Origin of the sequence: Microvirga sp. Mcv34 (genome assembly GCF_024519725.1) — a bacterium.
GTDB lineage: Bacteria > Pseudomonadota > Alphaproteobacteria > Rhizobiales > Beijerinckiaceae > Microvirga.
Genome location: NZ_JALJRK010000084.1, coordinates 1 through 18,951, shown reverse-complemented (window position 1 = coordinate 18,951; position 18,951 = coordinate 1). Strand labels below are relative to the sequence as shown.

The following is an 18,951-nucleotide window of genomic DNA, read 5'->3' as shown; positions in this document are numbered from 1 at the left end:
CGTGAAGGCGGCCGTACCGTCGGCGCCGGCGTCGTCGCTTCCGTGATGGATTAATACCGATCCAGGCGGCGGGTTTCCGCCGCCTGTTGACCGCCGGAGGAGTGTAGCTCAATCGGCTAGAGCACCGGTCTCCAAAACCGGGGGTTGGGGGTTCGAGTCCCTCCACTCCTGCCAGCGGTCGACAAAGCGGGCGTTTTGCGTTAGAGAAGCGCCCCGTAGATGGTTTGAACAGGTGGCGCGAGGCTCGAAAAGCAGCCTCGCGCCCCTTCAATTTGGGCTCAAGCGTGCCCTTAGAGGACGTTCGCAGCCGCTCTCAAGGCGATGTGGACGCAAGCGAAATGGCGAAGACGAACCCGTTCGATTTCATACAGCAGGTCCGCTCGGAAGCAGCGAAGGTCACGTGGCCGACGCGCAAGGAGACGATGATCACGACCGCGATGGTGTTCGTGATGGTGGTGGTCGCCAGCATCTTCTTCTTGGTCGTCGACCAGGCCCTCGGCTGGGGCGTTCGCTCGGTGATCCTCGGGCTTGGCGGTTAAGGAGTGGATGCAATGACGAAGCGTTGGTACATCGTCCACGCCTATTCGAATTTCGAAAACAAGGTCGCACAGTCGATCAAGGACCAGGCGGCGCAGCGTGGCCTGGAAGACAAGTTCGACGAAGTCATGGTCCCGACCGAGAAGGTCGTCGAGGTGCGCCGCGGCCGTAAGGTCGATACGGAGCGCAAGTTCTTCCCGGGTTACGTCCTGGTGAAGTGCGACCTGACCGACGAGGTGTACCATCTCATCAAGAATACGCCGAAGGTGACGGGCTTCCTTGGGGCCGATAAGTCCAAGCCGGTTCCGATCCCGGATCGGGAAGCCGAGCGGATCAAGGGCCAGGTGGCCGAGGGTGTCGATCATCCCAAGCCGTCCGTCAGCTTCGAGGTCGGCGAGCAGGTGCGCGTCTCCGACGGTCCGTTCGCCTCGTTCAACGGCGTGGTCGAGGAAGTCGACGACGCCCGGGCCCGCCTCAAGGTGGCGGTGTCCATCTTCGGCCGCGCGACGCCGGTCGAGCTTGAATACGGTCAGGTCGAAAAGATCTGACCGGAAGGGAAGTGGCACCTTTCCGGTAGCCCTTTCCAGGCCCCTTGATAGGGGCTTCCATCCGCGGGAGGTCTGCCCGGTCGCCAGCCGGGGCGTACAGACTGCACCGCGATCTGCAACTGCCATTCCGCTCGGTTGGCGCCGGGCGGTTGGTCCATTGGGAGCAGTCCTATGGCAAAGAAAATCTCGGGCTACGTTAAGCTTCAAGTGCCCGCGGGCGCAGCCAACCCGTCGCCGCCGATCGGTCCGGCGCTCGGTCAGCGCGGCCTGAACATTATGGAATTCTGCAAGGCCTTCAACGCGAAGACCTCGCAGATGGAGAAGGGCACCCCGATCCCGGTGATCATCACCGCGTATCAGGATCGTTCCTTCACCTTCGAGATGAAGCAGCCCCCGGTCTCGTACTGGCTGAAGAAGGCCGCGAAGATCGACAAGGGTTCGCAGACCCCCGGCAAGGGCGGCACCGTCGGTCGCGTCACCCGCGACCAGATCCGCGAGATCGCCGAGAAGAAGATGGTCGATCTCAACTGCGACACCGTTGAATCCGCCATGGCCATGATCGAGGGCTCCGCGCGCTCGATGGGCATGGAAGTGGCGTAAGGAGGGCATGATGGCTGTGAAAGAAGGTAAGCGCATCCGCGCGGCCCGCGAGGGCATCGAGGTCACCAAGCTCTATCCGATCCAGGACGCGGTGAAGCTGATCAAGGAACGCGCCAAGGCGAAGTTCGACGAGACCATCGAGATCTCGATGAACCTCGGCGTCGATCCCCGTCACGCCGACCAGATGGTCCGCGGCGTCTGCAACCTGCCGAACGGCTCCGGCCGTACGGTTCGCGTTGCCGTCTTCGCCCGCGGCGCCAAGGCCGATGAGGCCAAGGCTGCCGGTGCCGACATCGTGGGCGCCGAGGAGCTCTTCGAGTCCGTCAACGGTGGCACGATCGACTTCGATCGCTGCATCGCCACCCCGGACATGATGCCGCTCGTCGGCCGTCTCGGTAAGGTTCTCGGCCCGCGCGGCCTGATGCCGAACCCGAAGGTCGGAACGGTCACCATGGACGTGAAGGGTGCCGTCGAGGCCGCCAAGGGCGGCGCCGTCGAGTTCCGCGTCGAGAAGGCCGGTATCGTGCATGCCGGCATCGGCAAGGCCTCCTTCGACGAGGGCAAGCTGGTGGAGAACATCAAGGCGTTCGCCGATGCGGTCTCCAAGGCGAAGCCCACGGGCGCCAAGGGCACCTACATTCAGCGCATCGCCGTCTCCTCGACGATGGGCCCGGGCGTGAAGGTCGATCCCTCCTCGGTGATCGGCGGCTAACCGGCCCATTGCCAGACAATCGGAAAAGCCCGGCCTTCGCGCCGGGCTTTTTCTTTTGGCCAATCCCATTCCCGTCGTTTCTGGTGCAAAAACATCAAACGGCCTGTCGATCCGGCCGATCCCCGTTCGTCGTAGGATCAGGAGAGCCCGTTCGGCTCTCCCCGAGCACAAGGAGATGAGACGATGCGTGTGATGGTACTGGTGAAGGCGACAGAGGACAGCGAGGCGGGCCTCAAGCCCTCGGCCGAGCTCACCGAGATGTTCGAGGCCATGGGCCGCTTCAACGAGGAGCTGGTCAACGCCGGCATTCTCCTGGCCGGCGACGGGCTCAAGCCCTCATCCGAGGGAAAGCGGGTGGCCTTCGACGGGCCCGGCCGCACCGTCACTGACGGCCCCTTCGCTGAGACCCGCGAGCTGGTCGCCGGGTTCTGGATCTGGGAGGTCAAGGACATGGCCGAAGCGGTCGAATGGGTGAAACGCTGCCCCAATCCGATGCCCGGCCCGAGCGAGATCGAGATCCGCCCGTTCTACGAGCTGGCCGATTTCGGCGATGTCGTCACGCCGGAGCTCGCCGAGCGTGAGAACCAGCTCCGCGCCCGGGTCTCAGGCCAGTAACCCGCGCGCCTTATATTGCCACGCAGGACCGTGACGATCAGCGACCTCCCCCGCACCATCGAGACGATCTTCCGGATCGAGCGGGTCAGGCTTATCGCGAGCCTGGCCCGGATGGTGCGCGATGTCGGATTGGCCGAGGAGCTGGCCCAGGATGCGTTCGTCACGGCCCTATCCGAATGGCCGAAAACCGGAATCCCAGCCAATCCCGGCGCCTGGCTGAATGCCGCCGCCCGGCGCCGGGCCATCGATCTCCTGCGCCGCCGCCGCATGCTCGACCGCAAACATGCGGAGATCGGCCGCGACCTCACCGAGGAAGACCATTCCGGCTTCGAGGCGATCGAAGCGGCCATGGACGACGAGGTCGGGGACGAACTGCTGAGCCTGATCTTCGTCGCCTGCCACCCGATCCTCACGCCGGAGGCGCGGGTGGCCCTGACCTTGCGCCTGATCGGTGGGCTGACCACAGAGGAGATCGCCCGGGCCTATCTGGCCAGCGAGGCGACCATTGCCCAGCGTATCGTCCGGGCGAAGAGGACGCTCGGCAAGGCCGGTCTGTCCTTCGAGGTTCCGCGGGGCAGGGAGCGGCAGGAGCGCCTCTCCTCGGTTCTGGCGGTGATCTACCTGATCTTCAATGAGGGTTATTCGGCGACGTCCGGAGGGACCCTGACCCGTCCGGTTCTGTGCGCCGAGGCCCAACGCCTAGCCCGGATCCTCGCCGGCCTTGCCCCCGAGGAGCCGGAGATCCTCGGCCTGCTGGCCTTGGTAGAGATCCAAGCCTCGCGCCTGGCAGCCCGCATCGGCCAGGACGGCCTGCCGATCCCCCTGACCGAACAGAACAGAGGGCGGTGGGACAGGCTTCTGATCCGCCGCGGCCTGCTGGCCCTGGGGCGTGCGCAGACGCTGGGCGGCGCCCCCGGGCCTTATGTCCTCCAGGCCGCGCTCGCCGCCTGTCACGCCCGCGCGCCGCGAGCGGAGGACACGGATTGGGCGCGCATCGCCGGGATCTATGACCTGCTCCGCCACGTCATGCCGTCCCCTGTGGTCGATCTCAACCGGGCGGTGGCGCACAGCATGGCTTTCGGCCCAGAGGCCGGCCTGAGGCTCCTGGACGAGATCGATCCGGCGACCCTGGCTCATTATGCCCCTCTGCCGGCTGCGAGGGGCGACTTCCTATTCCGGGCTGGCCGGCTCCCCGAGGCCCGAGGTCAGTTCGAGCTGGCGGCCTCCTTGAGCTGCAACGAACGCGAGCGCGCGTATCTTCTCGCGAGGGCAGGGGCCTGCACCCGCCGGATGGACGAATTCGACCGGCAGGAATCCCCTTAGGGAAGACGTGGCGAATTAGGGCTTGAATATCGCACCGCCAGCCATCACATTGTTGCAGGTAGGAGCAGGGGTCTATTTGCCATGATCGAGTTAATTGGCGCCATTGGGCTGATCTTGACCGGATACCTGGCGCTGCGCGGCTACATCGCGTCGCCGCCGCCTCAGGCCATCCCCGTCCGGGTCGCGTCCAGGCGGTCCACCCGCCCGCGGCCATAAAAACCTTAAACTTATCCTACCCTGCCCCTTGGCAAGGGGGCAAAAAGGGATTATAGGGGATCTTTGAGTTTCCAACATATGCCGAGGCTCCGCTTTTGCGTGTGCCTTCGGCTGCGAATCCGTCCCGGAGACGGGGCGGTGACAAGCCGGCGAGCTAAGGGGTAACCTTTGGCGCGTTCCGGCTATGTCCTGTCCGAGACTGCAGGTGCCGGCTTGCCGGTTTAATTCGAAAGGGCCTGCATAGACGGGGAAGCCGAGTTTTTTATGCCTGCGTCAACGCAGGTGAAGAGGATCGGTTCGAACCATCTCACCCGGTGCGCCGCCAGGCGTCATTTGGGGGACAGGGCTTGCGAGAGCGTCGTTTAAGATGCCTCGGATGCAAGTCCGGGCCTTGAACGGCAAATGCAACCGGCGGACATTTCCGCCAACCGGAGAGAGCCCAGTGGAAAGAGCAGCAAAGCGCGAGCTCGTCTCGACTCTCAACGACGTGTTTAACACCACGAGCGTTGTCGTCGTCGCCCACTATGCTGGTCTCACGGTCGCCGACATGCAGAAGCTGCGTTCGCAGATGAAGCAGGCCGGCGCCACCGTGAAGGTCGCAAAAAACAGCCTCGCCAAAATCGCTCTCGAAGGCAAGGACGTCGCGTCTATCTCGGGCCTTATGAAAGGTCCGACCCTGATCGCTTATTCGAGCGATCCGGTCGCGGCTCCCAAGGTCGCTGTCGATTTCGCCAAGGGTAACGACAAGCTCGTGATCCTCGGCGGCGCAATGGGCGCGACCGCCCTGAACGTGGACGGAGTGAAGGCGCTTGCCACTCTGCCGTCCCTCGATGAACTGCGCGGTAAGCTCGTCGGCCTCATCCAGGCCCCGGCTACGAAGATCGCTCAGCTCAGCACTGCGCCGGCGGCGAAGCTCGCCCGCGTGTTCGGGGCCTATGCCAAGACAGGCGAAGCGGCGTGAGGCCGTAACCTCAACCATCAAACCGTTCGAACTGAACTTAAGGAACTAAGAAATGGCTGATCTTGCCAAGCTCGTTGACGATCTTTCGTCGCTGACCGTTCTCGAGGCCGCCGAGCTCTCGAAGATGCTCGAAGAGAAGTGGGGCGTCTCCGCCGCCGCTGCTGTTGCCGTTGCTGCCGCTCCCGGCGCTGGCGCTGGCGCTGCTCCTGTTGAAGAGCAGACCGAGTTCACGGTCGTCCTGGCTTCGGCCGGCGACAAGAAGATCGAGGTCATCAAGGAAGTCCGTGGCATCACGGGCCTGGGCCTGAAGGAAGCTAAGGACCTCGTCGAAGGTGCGCCGAAGCCCGTTAAGGAAGGCGCTTCCAAGGACGAAGCCGAGAAGATCAAGGCGACCCTCGAGAAGGTCGGCGCCAAGGTCGAGCTTAAGTAATTTTGCGGCCCTTCAGGGTCGCAGGGTTACCCCCGAGAAATCGGGGCTCAAAACACACGGTCCCAGGCGACTTTGCCTGGGGCCGTTGTGTCGTCAAAGAGGCCGGGCTTCTGGGCGACATGTCGGCAGGTCTGAAAAACGACCTGAATTCTTGCGGTTAGCGGGCGGATTGAGCCGCCGGGCGGCTAATCGAGGAGCCTGACCTTTCGGGGTTCTCGATTAGCCGTGTATGAGGAACGAGGTCCAGATGGCCAACACACTGATCGGCCGGAAGCGCATTCGCAAGTTCTTCGGGAAAATCAAGGAAGTGGCGGAGATGCCGAACCTTATCGAGGTTCAGAAGGCATCTTACGACCAGTTCCTGATGGTCGAAGAGCCAAAGGGTGGCCGGCCGGAAGAGGGCTTGCAAGCCGTCTTCAAATCGGTTTTCCCGATTTCGGACTTTTCGAATACTGCCCTGCTCGAATTCGTGAAGTATACGTTCGAGCCCCCGAAATACGACGTGGACGAGTGCCGCCAGCGGGGGATGACCTTCGCTGCGCCGCTCAAGGTCACGCTGCGCCTCATCGTGTTCGATGTGGACCCGGATACCGGCGCCCGCTCCGTGAAGGACATCAAGGAGCAGGACGTCTACATGGGCGACATGCCGCTCATGACCGACAACGGCACCTTCATCGTGAACGGCACCGAGCGCGTCATCGTCTCCCAGATGCACCGTTCGCCTGGTGTGTTCTTCGACCACGACAAGGGCAAGACGCATTCCTCGGGCAAGCTGCTGTTCGCCGCCCGCATCATCCCCTATCGCGGCTCCTGGCTCGACATCGAGTTCGATGCCAAGGACATCGTGTACGCCCGCATCGACCGCAAGCGTAAGCTTCCGGCGACGTCGCTGCTCTACGCCCTCGGTCTCGACGGCGAGGAGATCCTCAACACTTTCTACAACCACATCACCTATACCCGTGATGGGGATGCCTGGTCCGTGCCGTTCGACGCGGAGCGCATGAAGGGCTTCAAGGCCTCCGTCGACCTGATCGACGCCAAGTCGGGCGAGATCGTGCTCGAGGCTGGCAAGAAGCTGACGGCGCGTGCCGCCCGCCAGCTCGCCGAGAAGGGCCTCCAGAACCTGCGCGCGACGGACGAGGACCTCTACGGCCAGTACATCGGCGAAGACCTCGTGAACCCCAAGACCGGCGAAATCTACGCCGAGGCGGGCGACGAGATCACCGAGAAGCTGCTGAAGGGCCTGGAAGAGGCCGGGTTCACCGAGATCCCGGTGCTCGACATCGACCACGTCACGGTCGGCCCCTACATCCGCAACACGCTCGCTATCGACAAGGCCTCCTCCCGCGAGGACGCCCTGTTCGACATCTACCGGGTCATGCGTCCGGGCGAGCCGCCGATCCTCGAGACGGCGGAAGCGATGTTCAACTCGCTGTTCTTCGATCCCGAGCGTTACGACCTCTCGGCGGTCGGCCGCGTGAAGATGAACATGCGCCTGGACCTCGACGCCGAGGACACCGTGCGCACCCTTCGCCGCGAGGATATCCTGGCGGTCACGAAGGCGCTGGTGGACCTGCGCGACGGCAAGGGCGAGATCGACGACATCGACCACCTCGGCAACCGCCGCGTGCGCTCGGTCGGCGAGCTCATGGAGAACCAGTACCGCCTCGGACTGCTGCGCATGGAGCGCGCGATCAAGGAGCGCATGTCGTCGGTCGATATCGACACCGTCATGCCGCAGGACCTGATCAACGCGAAGCCTGCCGCCGCCGCCGTGCGCGAGTTCTTCGGCTCCTCGCAGCTGTCGCAGTTCATGGACCAGACGAACCCGCTCTCGGAAGTCACGCACAAGCGTCGCCTCTCGGCCCTCGGCCCGGGCGGTCTGACCCGCGAGCGCGCCGGCTTCGAGGTGCGCGACGTGCACCCGACCCATTACGGCCGCATCTGCCCGATCGAGACGCCGGAAGGCCCGAACATCGGTCTGATCAACTCGCTGGCCACCTTCGCGCGCGTCAACAAGTACGGCTTCATCGAGACGCCGTTCCGCCGCGTGCGCGACAGCCGTGTGACCGACGAGGTGATCTACCTCTCGGCCATGGAAGAGGCGAAGTACAACATCGCCCAGGCGAACTCGACGCTGGATGAAAACGGCACCCTGACGGAAGAACTCGTGATCTGCCGTCGCGCCGGTGAAAACATCGTCGCGGCTCCCGATCGCGTGGACCTGATGGAAGTGTCGCCGAAGCAGCTCGTGTCTGTCGCTGCCGCGCTCATCCCGTTCCTCGAGAACGATGACGCGAACCGCGCTCTCATGGGCTCGAACATGCAGCGTCAGGCCGTGCCTCTGGTTCAGGCGGACGCTCCGTTCGTCGGCACCGGCATGGAAGCGGTCGTCGCCCGTGATTCGGGCGCTGCGATCGCGGCCCGCCGCACCGGCATCGTCGACCAGGTGGACGCGACCCGTATCGTTATCCGCGCGACGGAGAACACGGACCCGACCCGTCCGGGCGTCGACATCTACCGCCTGCAGAAGTTCCAGCGCTCCAACCAGTCGACCTGCATCACGCAGAAGCCGCTGGTGCGCGCCGGCGACGTCGTGCGCAAGGGCGACATCATCGCCGACGGTCCGTCGACCGAGTACGGCGAGCTGGCGCTCGGCCGGAACGTGCTCGTCGCGTTCATGCCGTGGAACGGCTACAACTTCGAAGACTCGATCCTGCTCTCCGAGCGGATCGTGAAGGAAGACGTCTTCACCTCGATCCACATCGAGGAATTCGAAGTGATGGCCCGCGACACGAAGCTGGGCCCCGAGGAAATCACGCGCGACATTCCGAACGTGTCGGAAGAGGCGCTGAAGAACCTCGACGAAGCCGGCATCGTGTATATCGGCGCCGAGGTTCATGCGGGCGACATCCTCGTCGGCAAGATCACGCCGAAGGGCGAAAGCCCGATGACGCCGGAAGAGAAGCTTCTCCGCGCCATCTTCGGCGAGAAGGCCTCCGACGTCCGCGATACCTCGCTGCGCGTGCCCCCGGGCGTGACCGGCACCATCGTGGAAGTCCGTGTCTTCAACCGTCACGGCGTCGACAAGGACGAGCGCGCCCAGGCCATCGAGCGCGAGGAGATCGAGCGTCTCGCGAAGGACCGGGACGACGAGCAGGCGATCCTCGACCGCAACACCTATGCGCGTCTGGCCGAGATCCTCTCGGGCCGGACCGGCGTTGCGGGCCCGAAGGGCTACAAGAAGGACGCGCCGATCACCCGCGAGCTCCTCAACGAGTTCCCGCGGTCGCAGTGGTGGCAGTTCGCGGTTGAAGACGATGCTCTGATGACCGAGATCGAGGCCATGCAGAAGCAGTACGACGAGTCGAAGAAGCGCCTTGAGCAGCGCTTCCTCGACAAGGTCGAGAAGCTGCAGCGCGGCGACGAGCTGCCTCCGGGCGTCATGAAGATGGTCAAGGTCTTCGTGGCTGTGAAGCGCAAGATCCAGCCGGGCGACAAGATGGCCGGCCGTCACGGCAACAAGGGTGTCGTGTCGCGGATCGTGCCCATCGAGGACATGCCGTTCCTCGAGGACGGCACCCACGCGGATATTGTGCTCAACCCGCTGGGTGTGCCGAGCCGCATGAACGTGGGTCAGATCCTTGAGACGCACTTGGGCTGGGCCGCCGCCGGTCTCGGCAAGCAGGTCGCTCAGGCCGTCGACGCCTACATGAAGTCGGGCAAGACGACGGCGCTTCGCGAGCAGCTCGTGTCGATCTACGGCAACCTGCCGGAAATCGAGCAGGCTGACGACGAGGAGCTGGTCGAGCTCGGCCGGAAGCTGCGTCGCGGCGTTCCGTTCGCTACGCCCGTCTTCGACGGCGCGAAGGAATCGGACATCGAGGCCATGCTCCAGAAGGCCGGTCTCGATCCCTCGGGTCAGGTGACGCTCTACGACGGCAAGACCGGCGAGGCGTTCGACCGCAAGGTGACCGTGGGCTACATCTACATGCTGAAGCTCCACCACCTCGTGGACGACAAGATCCACGCCCGCTCCATCGGTCCCTACAGCCTCGTCACCCAGCAGCCGCTGGGCGGTAAGGCCCAGTTCGGCGGCCAGCGCTTCGGCGAAATGGAGGTCTGGGCTCTGGAGGCTTACGGCGCCGCCTACACGCTGCAGGAAATGCTCACGGTCAAGTCGGACGACGTGGCCGGCCGTACGAAGGTCTACGAGGCCATCGTGCGCGGCGACGACACGTTCGAGTCGGGCATTCCGGAGAGCTTCAACGTTCTCGTGAAGGAAATGCGCTCGCTCGGCCTCAACGTGGAGCTGACCAACTCCAAGAAGGCCGCCAACGAGGCGGAGCAGCTGCCTCCGTCCGAGGCGGCCGAGTAAGCGCCAGGCGCTTCAAATTCGACGTTCGGCCGCGGCTTTCGTGCCGCGGCCTCATGCAATTGCCGGTGAGGGTGCTTATGTAAGCGCCCTTCAGCCCAGGAGACGGCGATGAATCAAGAGGTCATGAATCTCTTCAACCAGACGGCCCAGCCGCAGAGCTTCGATCAGATCAAGATCTCGATCGCGAGCCCTGAGAAGATTCTGTCCTGGTCCTATGGCGAGATCAAGAAGCCGGAGACCATCAACTACCGTACGTTCAAGCCCGAGCGCGACGGCTTGTTCTGCGCGCGCATCTTCGGTCCCATCAAGGACTACGAGTGCCTGTGCGGCAAGTACAAGCGCATGAAGTACAAGGGCGTCATCTGCGAGAAGTGCGGCGTCGAGGTGACGCTGGCCCGCGTCCGTCGCGACCGCATGGGCCACATCTCCCTGGCTGCGCCCGTCGCTCACATCTGGTTCCTGAAGTCCCTGCCGAGCCGCATCGGTCTGCTGCTCGACATGACCCTGAAGGATCTGGAGCGCATCCTCTATTTCGAATCCTACATCGTCGTCGATGCGGGCCTGACGCCTATGAAGGACCGTCAGCTCCTCACCGAGGAAGAGTACATCCGCGCTCAGGACGAGTATGGTGAGGATTCGTTCACGGCCATGATCGGCGCGGAAGCGATCCGCCGGATTCTGCAGGAACTCGACCTCGAGAAGACCGCGCAGGAGATCCGCGAGGAGATCGCCGTCACCACGTCCGAGCTGAAGCCCAAGAAGCTGATGAAGCGCCTCAAGATCATCGAGGCCTTCGTCCAGTCGGGCAACAAGCCGGAATGGATGATCCTGACCGAGGTTCCGGTGATCCCGCCGGATCTGCGTCCGCTCGTGCCGCTGGACGGCGGTCGTTTCGCGACCTCGGACCTGAACGATCTCTACCGCCGCGTCATCAACCGCAACAACCGCCTGAAGCGCCTGATGGAGCTGCGTGCGCCGGACATCATCGTCCGCAACGAGAAGCGCATGCTCCAGGAGGCCGTCGACGCGCTGTTCGACAACGGCCGTCGCGGCCGCGTCATCACGGGCGCCAACAAGCGTCCGCTGAAGTCGCTCGCCGACATGCTGAAGGGCAAGCAGGGCCGCTTCCGCCAGAACCTGCTCGGCAAGCGCGTCGACTACTCGGGCCGTTCGGTCATCGTGGTCGGTCCGGAGCTCAAGCTGCACCAGTGCGGCCTGCCGAAGAAGATGGCGCTCGAGCTGTTCAAGCCGTTCATCTACGCCAAGCTCGACGCGCGGGGCCTGTCCGCCACCGTCAAGCAGGCGAAGAAGCTGGTCGAGAAGGAAAAGCCGGAAGTCTGGGACATCCTGGACGAGGTCATCCGCGAGCATCCCGTGCTCCTGAACCGCGCTCCGACGCTTCACCGCCTCGGCATCCAGGCCTTCGAGCCCACCCTGATCGAGGGCAAGGCGATCCAGCTGCACCCGCTCGTCTGCGCCGCGTTCAACGCGGACTTCGACGGCGACCAGATGGCCGTCCACGTGCCGCTCTCGCTCGAGGCTCAGCTTGAAGCCCGCGTGCTGATGATGTCGACCAACAACATCTTGCACCCGGCCAACGGTCAGCCGATCATTGTGCCGTCGCAGGACATCGTTCTCGGCCTGTACTATCTCTCCATCGTCTCCGACGGTCAGCCCGGTCAGGGCAAGGCCTTCGCCGACATGGGCGAGATCGAGCATGCCCTGAACGAGAAGGTCATCACGCTCCACACGAAGATCCGCTATCGCTGGGAAGGCCTGGGCGAGGACGGCCAGCCGGTGTCGAAGATCGTCGACACCACGGCCGGCCGCGTGATGCTCTCACGCCTCCTGCCGAAGCACCCGATGCTCCCCTTCGATGTCGTGAACAAGCTCATGACGAAGAAGGAGATCTCCAACATGATCGATGCCGTGTACCGGCACTGCGGTCAGAAGGAATCGGTGATCTTCTGCGACCGCATCATGGGCCTCGGCTTCTACAATGCGTTCCGCGCCGGCATCTCGTTCGGCAAGGACGACATGGTGATCCCGGAGAACAAGTGGTCCATCGTCGAGGAGACCCGTGCCCTCGCGAAGGACTACGAGCAGCAGTACCAGGACGGCCTCATCACCCAGGGCGAGAAGTACAACAAGGTTGTCGACGCCTGGGCGAAGTGCTCCGACCGTCTCGCCGCCGAGATGATGAACCGCATCTCGACGGTCCAGAAGGACGATCAGGGTCGCGACAAGCCGGTGAACTCGATCTACATGATGTCCCACTCGGGCGCTCGTGGTTCGCCGGCCCAGATGAAGCAGCTCGCGGCGATGCGCGGCCTCATGGCCAAGCCGTCGGGCGAGATCATCGAGACGCCGATCATCTCGAACTTCAAGGAAGGCCTCGACGTTCTCGAGTACTTCAACTCGACCCACGGCGCCCGTAAGGGTCTGGCCGACACCGCGCTCAAGACGGCGAACTCGGGTTACCTGACCCGTCGTCTCGTCGACGTGGCGCAGGACGCGGTCATCCGTGAGCCGGATTGCGGCACCGAGAAGGGCATCAAGATGCGGGCCATCATCGACGCCGGCCAGGTGGTCGCGTCGCTGGCTTCCCGCATCCTCGGCCGTTCCACGGCGGAGGACCTGCTCGCCCAGGACGGCACCGTCATCGTTCCAAAGGGCACGATGATCGAGGAGCATCATCTCGAGGCCATCGGCGCTGCCGGTATCCAGGAGGTGAAGATCCGCTCGGTGCTGGTCTGCGAGTCGAAGAACGGCGTCTGCGCGACCTGCTACGGCCGCGACCTGGCCCGGGGTACCCCGGTCAACCACGGCGAGGCTGTCGGCGTCATCGCGGCGCAGTCCATCGGCGAGCCGGGCACGCAGCTCACCATGCGTACCTTCCACATCGGCGGCGCGGCCCAGATCGCGGATTCGTCCTTCATCGAGTCTAGCTTCGAAGGCAAGATCGGCTTCCGCAACAAGAACATTGCGCGCAACTCCGACGGCGACCTCGTCGTCATGGGCCGCAACGTGGCGGTTGTGATCATCGGCCATGACGGCACCGAGCGGGCGGTTCACCGCCTGCAATACGGCTCGCGCCTGAAGGTCGACGAGGGCGATACGATCAAGCGCGGCCAGCGCATCGCGGAGTGGGACCCGTACTCCCGTCCGATCCTCACCGAGATCGACGGTACGGTGGGCTACGAGGACCTGGTCGACGGCGCATCGATGATCGAGTCGATGGACGAGTCGACCGGCATCGCCAAGCGCGTGGTCATCGACTGGCGCGGTTCCCCGCGCACGGCGGACCTGCGTCCGGCGGTGGTGATCCAGGGTGCCGGCGGCAAGGTGGCCAAGGTCGCCCGTGGCGGTGACGCCCGCTACCTGCTGCCCGTGGACGCGATCCTCGCGGCCGATCCGGGCTCCAAGGTCAAGGCCGGCGACATCCTCGCCCGTGTCTCGACCGAGAGCGCCAAGACCCGCGACATCACGGGCGGTCTGCCGCGCGTGGCGGAGCTGTTCGAGGCCCGTCGTCCGAAGGACGCAGCCATCATCGCGGAGAAGTCCGGCACGATCCAGTTCGGCCGCGACTACAAGAGCAAGCGTCGTTTGACGCTGAACCCGCACGATGGCTCGGAGCCGGTGGAGTACCTGATCCCGAAGGGCAAGCACATCCACCTGCAGGACGGCGACGTGGTCGAAGTGGGCGACTTCATCGTGGACGGCAACCCGGCCCCGCACGACATCCTTGCGATCAAGGGCGTCGAGGAGCTGGCCGCCTACCTGGTGAATGAGATCCAGGAGGTCTACCGCCTCCAGGGCGTGCTCATCAACGACAAGCACATCGAGGTGATCGTTCGCCAGATGCTGCAGAAGGTCGAAGTCACCGAGGGCGGCGATTCCGAGCTGCTCAACGGCGAGCAGGTCGATCGCCTCGAGTTCGAGGAGATCAACGAGCGTCTCGTGGCCGAGAAGAAGAAGCCCGCCGAAGGCGTGCCGGTTCTGCTCGGTATCACCAAGGCTTCGCTGCAGACCCGCTCCTTCATCTCGGCGGCGTCCTTCCAGGAGACCACACGCGTCCTTACCGAAGCGGCGGTCAACGGCAAAGTCGATACCCTCGAGGGCCTCAAGGAGAACGTCATCGTCGGCAGCCTCATCCCGGCCGGCACCGGTGCGCTCACCGCCCAGGTGAAGGCCGTCGCGACCCACCGTGACGAGCTGATCCTGCAGCAGAAGCGCTCCGAGTCTCAGGCCCAGGTCAGCGAGCTGCCTCCCGCGGCTGAATAAGCTGCCAGGCTTCAACCGATTGAAAAGGCCGCCTCCGGGCGGCCTTTTTATTGCGTGCCAGCGAACGCGGACGCAGCTGAGAAGCTTGTTCTCCCAAGAGCCGTTATACAAAGCTTAACTATATTTACATTACAACGTATCATATATACTCTGGCTCGCTTGCGGTTGTTTTCCTACATACCTGTAGCGAGTCCTCTCCATGACCCAGACCATTTCAAGAGTTGGCGTCGAAACCGTCGTAGCCACAACCGCGGTGAACTTTACGCCGGATAATCCGAACCTCTCCGCCTTTCCGCCGCCGGCGAGTGGTTACGTCGCCGTCTGGCAAGTCGCTATCGCGGGTCAGAAGGATATTTTCTACCAGCTGTTCGATGCCAGTGGCGTCAAGATCGACACCAACCCAGTGCAGGTCAACACGACTTCGACGGGTGATCAGAGTGCGCCCAGCGTCGCCGCCTTGTCCGACGGCCGCTTCGTCGTGGTTTGGGAAGGTGTGGGCCCGAACGGCAGCGGCGGACAGGATACGGCCGGAGTGTACCAACGTGTGTTCAATGCGAATGGAAGCCCCGCCAGCGCCGAGGTGAACGTCTCCCATGCCCCGGCGCTCGGGCAGGGTTCGGCATCCATTTCGGCCATTCCCGACAATGCCGGCGGTGGGTGGATCGTGACGTGGCAGAATGTCGGATCCGACGGCAATATCGATGTGATGGAACAGCGCTACGACTCCAGCGGCCAGCCGGCCACGGGCGGCTTCCCTCAGGAGTTTCCCATCAACACGACTCAGGAAGGCAACCAGCACAACGCCGAGATCACCGCCCTTTTGGGCGCCCTCGATCCTTACGCAGGCTGGATCGTGACTTGGCAGGGTAACGGATCGGATGACCCAACAGGCATCTATCAGCAGCGTTACGATTACACCGGCGGCAAGATCAGAGAGGAGGTTCGGGTCAACTCGTTCACCAGCGGCGTTCAGCAGAACGCCGTCGTCACGGCGATCCCCGGCGGTGGCTGGATCGTCGTCTGGCAGGACCTGGATCCGGGCCATAAGGGGATCTTCCAGCAGGTCTTCGACATCAATGGCAATCGACTTCATCCGGAGGAAATCCGGGTCGGCCCCGTTGATTCCAGTGCTGTGTTTGCCGGGGAACCCAGCGTCACGATGCTGGCGGGCGGCCGCTGGGTCGTCACCTGGACGAACAATTCCGATGTATGGCAGCAGGTGTTCAACGCGGACGGAACGGCGAACGGGAGCGAGATCCTGGTTCACGCCTTCGCGTCGGGCGTTCAGCAATCGCCAAGCGTCGTCGCCTTGCCTGACGGAGACTGGATCGTCATGTGGTCCGGCGGTGGAACCGGCACGAATGCCGGGATCAACGGCCTGTTCCAGCAGCGGTTCCACCTCAACAACGTCGCTCCCGAAGCGCTGACGCTCGCGGGTGGAACGACGGTGACGTATTCGGGGGTGTTGGGGAGCAACTTCGATTTCGGCCAATTGGCGGCCGTCGACGGCAATGGCGATACGGTCTTCACCTACCAGATCGTGGACGGCTCCGGAAACCCGACAATCAACTCTCGGGTCGAAATCATCGGCGATGCCTCCTCCGGCTATCGCATAGCGTTGAAGGATGGCGTCACGCTTGATTCCAGCAATGCACAAGGGCGGAACTTCAGCTTCAACATCAAGGTCACCGATCAAGGTGGCGCAAGCTTCATCCAAGCGATCAGCTTTACCGGAAGCACCGGTAACAGCACTCCCGGTTCGATCAAGGTCGGAGGCGCGACGGCGCTCAGCATTCCCGAACTGGGCGTGAGCGGGCGGGACATCGGCTCTCTGTCCGCCATGGATCCCGACGGCGTATCCGCACTGACCTATGCGATTGTCGATCAGGGCGGGAATCCGCTTTCGAGCTCGCCGTTCGAGATCGTGGCAGGCAATGCCGCAGGCTCGTTCAAACTCAAGCTGAAAGCCGGCGTCACGCTCGATCGTGAAGCCTACACCGACGGCGCGTTCACACTCTACCTGCGGGTCACGGATTCTGCCGGCCACACCGCCGTCGAGCCGATCGCCGTGACGGTTCCGAACGTCGTCGAGGCGCCCACAGCGATCACGGTCCTCGGCCCCACGACCTTCGATGAGAACGATCCGACCCAAACCATTCAAGCATTGGTGAATGTCGGCGGCGACAGCGGGACCTACACATACACGCTTGTCTCGACCGCTGCCGAAGGCAATACCGATCCGACTGCCGAGGCCCTCGCGCAGCTCTTTGCCATCGACGGGCAGAATCTCAAGAAAATCGGCACCTTCGATCACGAGGCATACGCCGGGGGAACGTTCAGCTTCAAGATTCACGCCGAGATCGCGGGCGTTCCCGGGACTGCATTCGAGCAGACGATCGTCGTCACCGTCACCGACGTCAACGAGGCTCCGACGGCTATCGATTTCGGCACTGCCGGCAATACGGCGGCACGGGTCTCGCAGAGCGCACAGGCCGGGGACGAGATTGCGACCTTGCGCGGCCTGGATCCGGATGGCGATGCCCTTGAATTCACCATCGTCGAGGGTGAGAACAGCGTCGTGGAGGCCGCCGGCGCCTTTAGCATCTCAAACGGCAAGCTCGTGGTAAGCGCTGGCGGTCTAGGTGCCGTCCTGGGGCCCCAGACGCTCTGGATCCGAGCGAAGGACGCCGATAACCTGAGCAAATGGCAGCTCGTGACGGTTACGGTTGATCCTGCCAATGCGGTCCCAAGCGCCGTAGAGGTGGCCATCGGAGCTGAAGCACCCGCCACCACGATTGCCATTGCCGAAAACGGGCAAGCCGGTCGCATGATCGGGATCCTGTCCACGATCGATGCGGATGTGGGGCAGACGCATACCTATCGCATCGTCGATGCCAATGGTATCCCGACGGTCGATTCGCCTTTCGAGATCGTGGAGACAGCCACGGCGAGCGGCGTCTTTGCGCTCAAGCTGAAGAGCGGTGTCGTGCTCGACCGCGAGCAGTACAATGGCGGCTTTACCGCCGTGAGGATCGAAACCACCGATTCCGGCAGCCCGGCACAGAGTTACATTCAGGACATCGCGATCAACGTCACGAACGTGGTCGAAGCTCCCACCTCGGTCCGAGTGGGAGGAGCGACCACCCTCGGGCTCACGGAAAACGCGGTTCCCATCGCCAATTTCGGCGGCTTGACCGTCCAGGGAGGCGACCAGGGCTTGTACACATACTCGCTAGTCTCGACCGCCGGTGAGGGCAATACCAACCCGGATGCAGCGACGCTGGCGACGCTGTTCGCGATCAGTGACGATAACAACCTCCGACAGACCGCCGTTCTGAATCGCGAGGATTATGCGAACGGCACTTTCACCTTCAAGATCCGGGCCGAGATTTCCGGCACTCCCGGAACTGCATTCGAGCAAACGATTACTGTCACGCTCGACAACGTCAACGAAGCGCCGACGGCTATCGATTTCGGCACAGTGGGGTCAGTGACGGCCAGTGTGTCAACAACCGCCAGCAGCGGACGACAAATAGGCCCGTTGCATGCGGTCGATGAGGATCTGGGCGACACACATTCCTATGTTATCGTCACCGGCAACGGTATGCATACGCAGATCGAACCGGGCGGTCCCTTCACGATCGTTGACGGCAAGCTCGTCGTGGATAATGCAAGCGCGTTGGCGGGGCTTGGCGATCAAACCGCGATCTGGATCAAGGTGACGGATGCCGGCGGACTGAGCACATGGCAGGAATTCACCATCAACCTGGTCACCAACACGGCGCCAAGCGACATTATTGTGACCGGCGGCCCGGTTGCGGAAGGAACACCGGCCGGCACGGTGGTCGCAACGCTTGCCACGATTGATCAGAGCGGCGACACCCACGTTTACGATCTCGTGGCCGATGAATTCGGCGGCGCACTGCCGAACGGGCAGCACCCTCTGTTCAAGATCGAGGACGGCAGCAACGAGATCATTCTCAAATCGACTCTCGACGATGCTCAGGTCGGCACCTACGATCTGTGGGTCAGGACCACCGACTCGGAGGGGCTCGCCTATATCGAGAAGGTGACGGTTACTGTCACCAATGTCGCGGAGGCGCCGACCGACCTGAGATTTGTGAGCCATCCTGTATCCGAATTGGCGGAGGCGGGGACGGAGGTCGGGTCGCTGATCACGATCGATCCGGATCTCGATGGCGGTTATACCTATACCTTGCTCGACGACGCTGGGGGACGGTTCGAGATCCGGGGTGACAAGGTCGTCGTCAAGAACGGGCTCCTGCTCGATTATGAGCAGAAAGATCAATACACGATCAAGGTGCGCACGACCGACCAGAGCGGGCA

11 protein-coding genes and 1 tRNA gene are annotated in these 18,951 nt (G+C 63.3%); all 12 read left to right on the top strand.

What is annotated here, in order from left to right; translation table 11 throughout:
• Positions 1 to 97 precede the first annotated feature (97 nt).
• Positions 98 to 174 (top strand) — tRNA-Trp (locus tag OC446_RS25260).
• A 164-nt stretch (positions 175 to 338) separates the two neighbouring features.
• Positions 339 to 539, top strand: a complete 201-nt coding sequence (secE, locus tag OC446_RS25255; RefSeq protein ID WP_181052124.1) for a preprotein translocase subunit SecE — start codon at positions 339 to 341, stop codon at positions 537 to 539.
• 12 nt (positions 540 to 551) lie between these two features.
• Positions 552 to 1,085: a transcription termination/antitermination protein NusG gene (gene nusG / locus OC446_RS25250; RefSeq protein ID WP_009764284.1), complete on the top strand. Its 534-nt coding sequence runs from the start codon at positions 552 to 554 to the stop codon at positions 1,083 to 1,085.
• A gap of 171 nt (positions 1,086 to 1,256) precedes the next feature.
• Positions 1,257 to 1,685, top strand: a complete 429-nt coding sequence (gene rplK / locus OC446_RS25245; RefSeq protein ID WP_009764285.1) for a 50S ribosomal protein L11 — start codon at positions 1,257 to 1,259, stop codon at positions 1,683 to 1,685.
• 10 nt (positions 1,686 to 1,695) lie between these two features.
• Complete coding sequence (gene rplA, locus OC446_RS25240; protein ID WP_262031765.1) at positions 1,696 to 2,397, top strand: 50S ribosomal protein L1; 702 nt, start codon at positions 1,696 to 1,698, stop codon at positions 2,395 to 2,397.
• A 183-nt stretch (positions 2,398 to 2,580) separates the two neighbouring features.
• Complete coding sequence (locus OC446_RS25235) at positions 2,581 to 3,012, top strand: YciI family protein (RefSeq protein WP_262031764.1); 432 nt, start codon at positions 2,581 to 2,583, stop codon at positions 3,010 to 3,012.
• A 30-nt stretch (positions 3,013 to 3,042) separates the two neighbouring features.
• Positions 3,043 to 4,335: an RNA polymerase sigma factor gene (locus OC446_RS25230; protein WP_262031763.1), complete on the top strand. Its 1,293-nt coding sequence runs from the start codon at positions 3,043 to 3,045 to the stop codon at positions 4,333 to 4,335.
• Positions 4,336 to 4,993: 658 nt separating this feature from the next.
• Positions 4,994 to 5,512 (top strand): 50S ribosomal protein L10, encoded by a 519-nt coding sequence (gene rplJ, locus OC446_RS25225; RefSeq protein ID WP_181052130.1) that lies wholly within the window; start codon positions 4,994 to 4,996, stop codon positions 5,510 to 5,512.
• A 52-nt stretch (positions 5,513 to 5,564) separates the two neighbouring features.
• Positions 5,565 to 5,942 (top strand): 50S ribosomal protein L7/L12, encoded by a 378-nt coding sequence (gene rplL, locus OC446_RS25220; protein WP_262031762.1) that lies wholly within the window; start codon positions 5,565 to 5,567, stop codon positions 5,940 to 5,942.
• Positions 5,943 to 6,189: 247 nt separating this feature from the next.
• Positions 6,190 to 10,320, top strand: a complete 4,131-nt coding sequence (gene rpoB / locus OC446_RS25215; protein WP_262031761.1) for a DNA-directed RNA polymerase subunit beta — start codon at positions 6,190 to 6,192, stop codon at positions 10,318 to 10,320.
• Positions 10,321 to 10,428: 108 nt separating this feature from the next.
• Entirely contained in the window at positions 10,429 to 14,604 is a 4,176-nt protein-coding gene (gene rpoC / locus OC446_RS25210) for a DNA-directed RNA polymerase subunit beta' (RefSeq protein WP_262031760.1), read from the top strand.
• Between the two features lie 199 nt (positions 14,605 to 14,803).
• Positions 14,804 to 18,951: cadherin repeat domain-containing protein (locus OC446_RS25205; RefSeq protein WP_262031759.1), on the top strand; the 4,148-nt coding region annotated here is incomplete at its 3' end.

Excerpts from the sequence above, each read along its gene's own strand:
- secE (WP_181052124.1), top strand. The coding sequence starts at position 339 with ATGGCGAAGACGAACCCGTTCGATTTCATACAGCAGGTCCGCTCGGAA.
- nusG (WP_009764284.1), top strand. The coding sequence starts at position 552 with ATGACGAAGCGTTGGTACATCGTCCACGCCTATTCGAATTTCGAAAAC.
- rplK (WP_009764285.1), top strand. The coding sequence starts at position 1,257 with ATGGCAAAGAAAATCTCGGGCTACGTTAAGCTTCAAGTGCCCGCGGGC.
- rplA (WP_262031765.1), top strand. The coding sequence starts at position 1,696 with ATGGCTGTGAAAGAAGGTAAGCGCATCCGCGCGGCCCGCGAGGGCATC.
- OC446_RS25235 (WP_262031764.1), top strand. The coding sequence starts at position 2,581 with ATGCGTGTGATGGTACTGGTGAAGGCGACAGAGGACAGCGAGGCGGGC.
- rplL (WP_262031762.1), top strand. The coding sequence starts at position 5,565 with ATGGCTGATCTTGCCAAGCTCGTTGACGATCTTTCGTCGCTGACCGTT.
- rpoB (WP_262031761.1), top strand. The coding sequence starts at position 6,190 with ATGGCCAACACACTGATCGGCCGGAAGCGCATTCGCAAGTTCTTCGGG.
- rpoC (WP_262031760.1), top strand. The coding sequence starts at position 10,429 with ATGAATCAAGAGGTCATGAATCTCTTCAACCAGACGGCCCAGCCGCAG.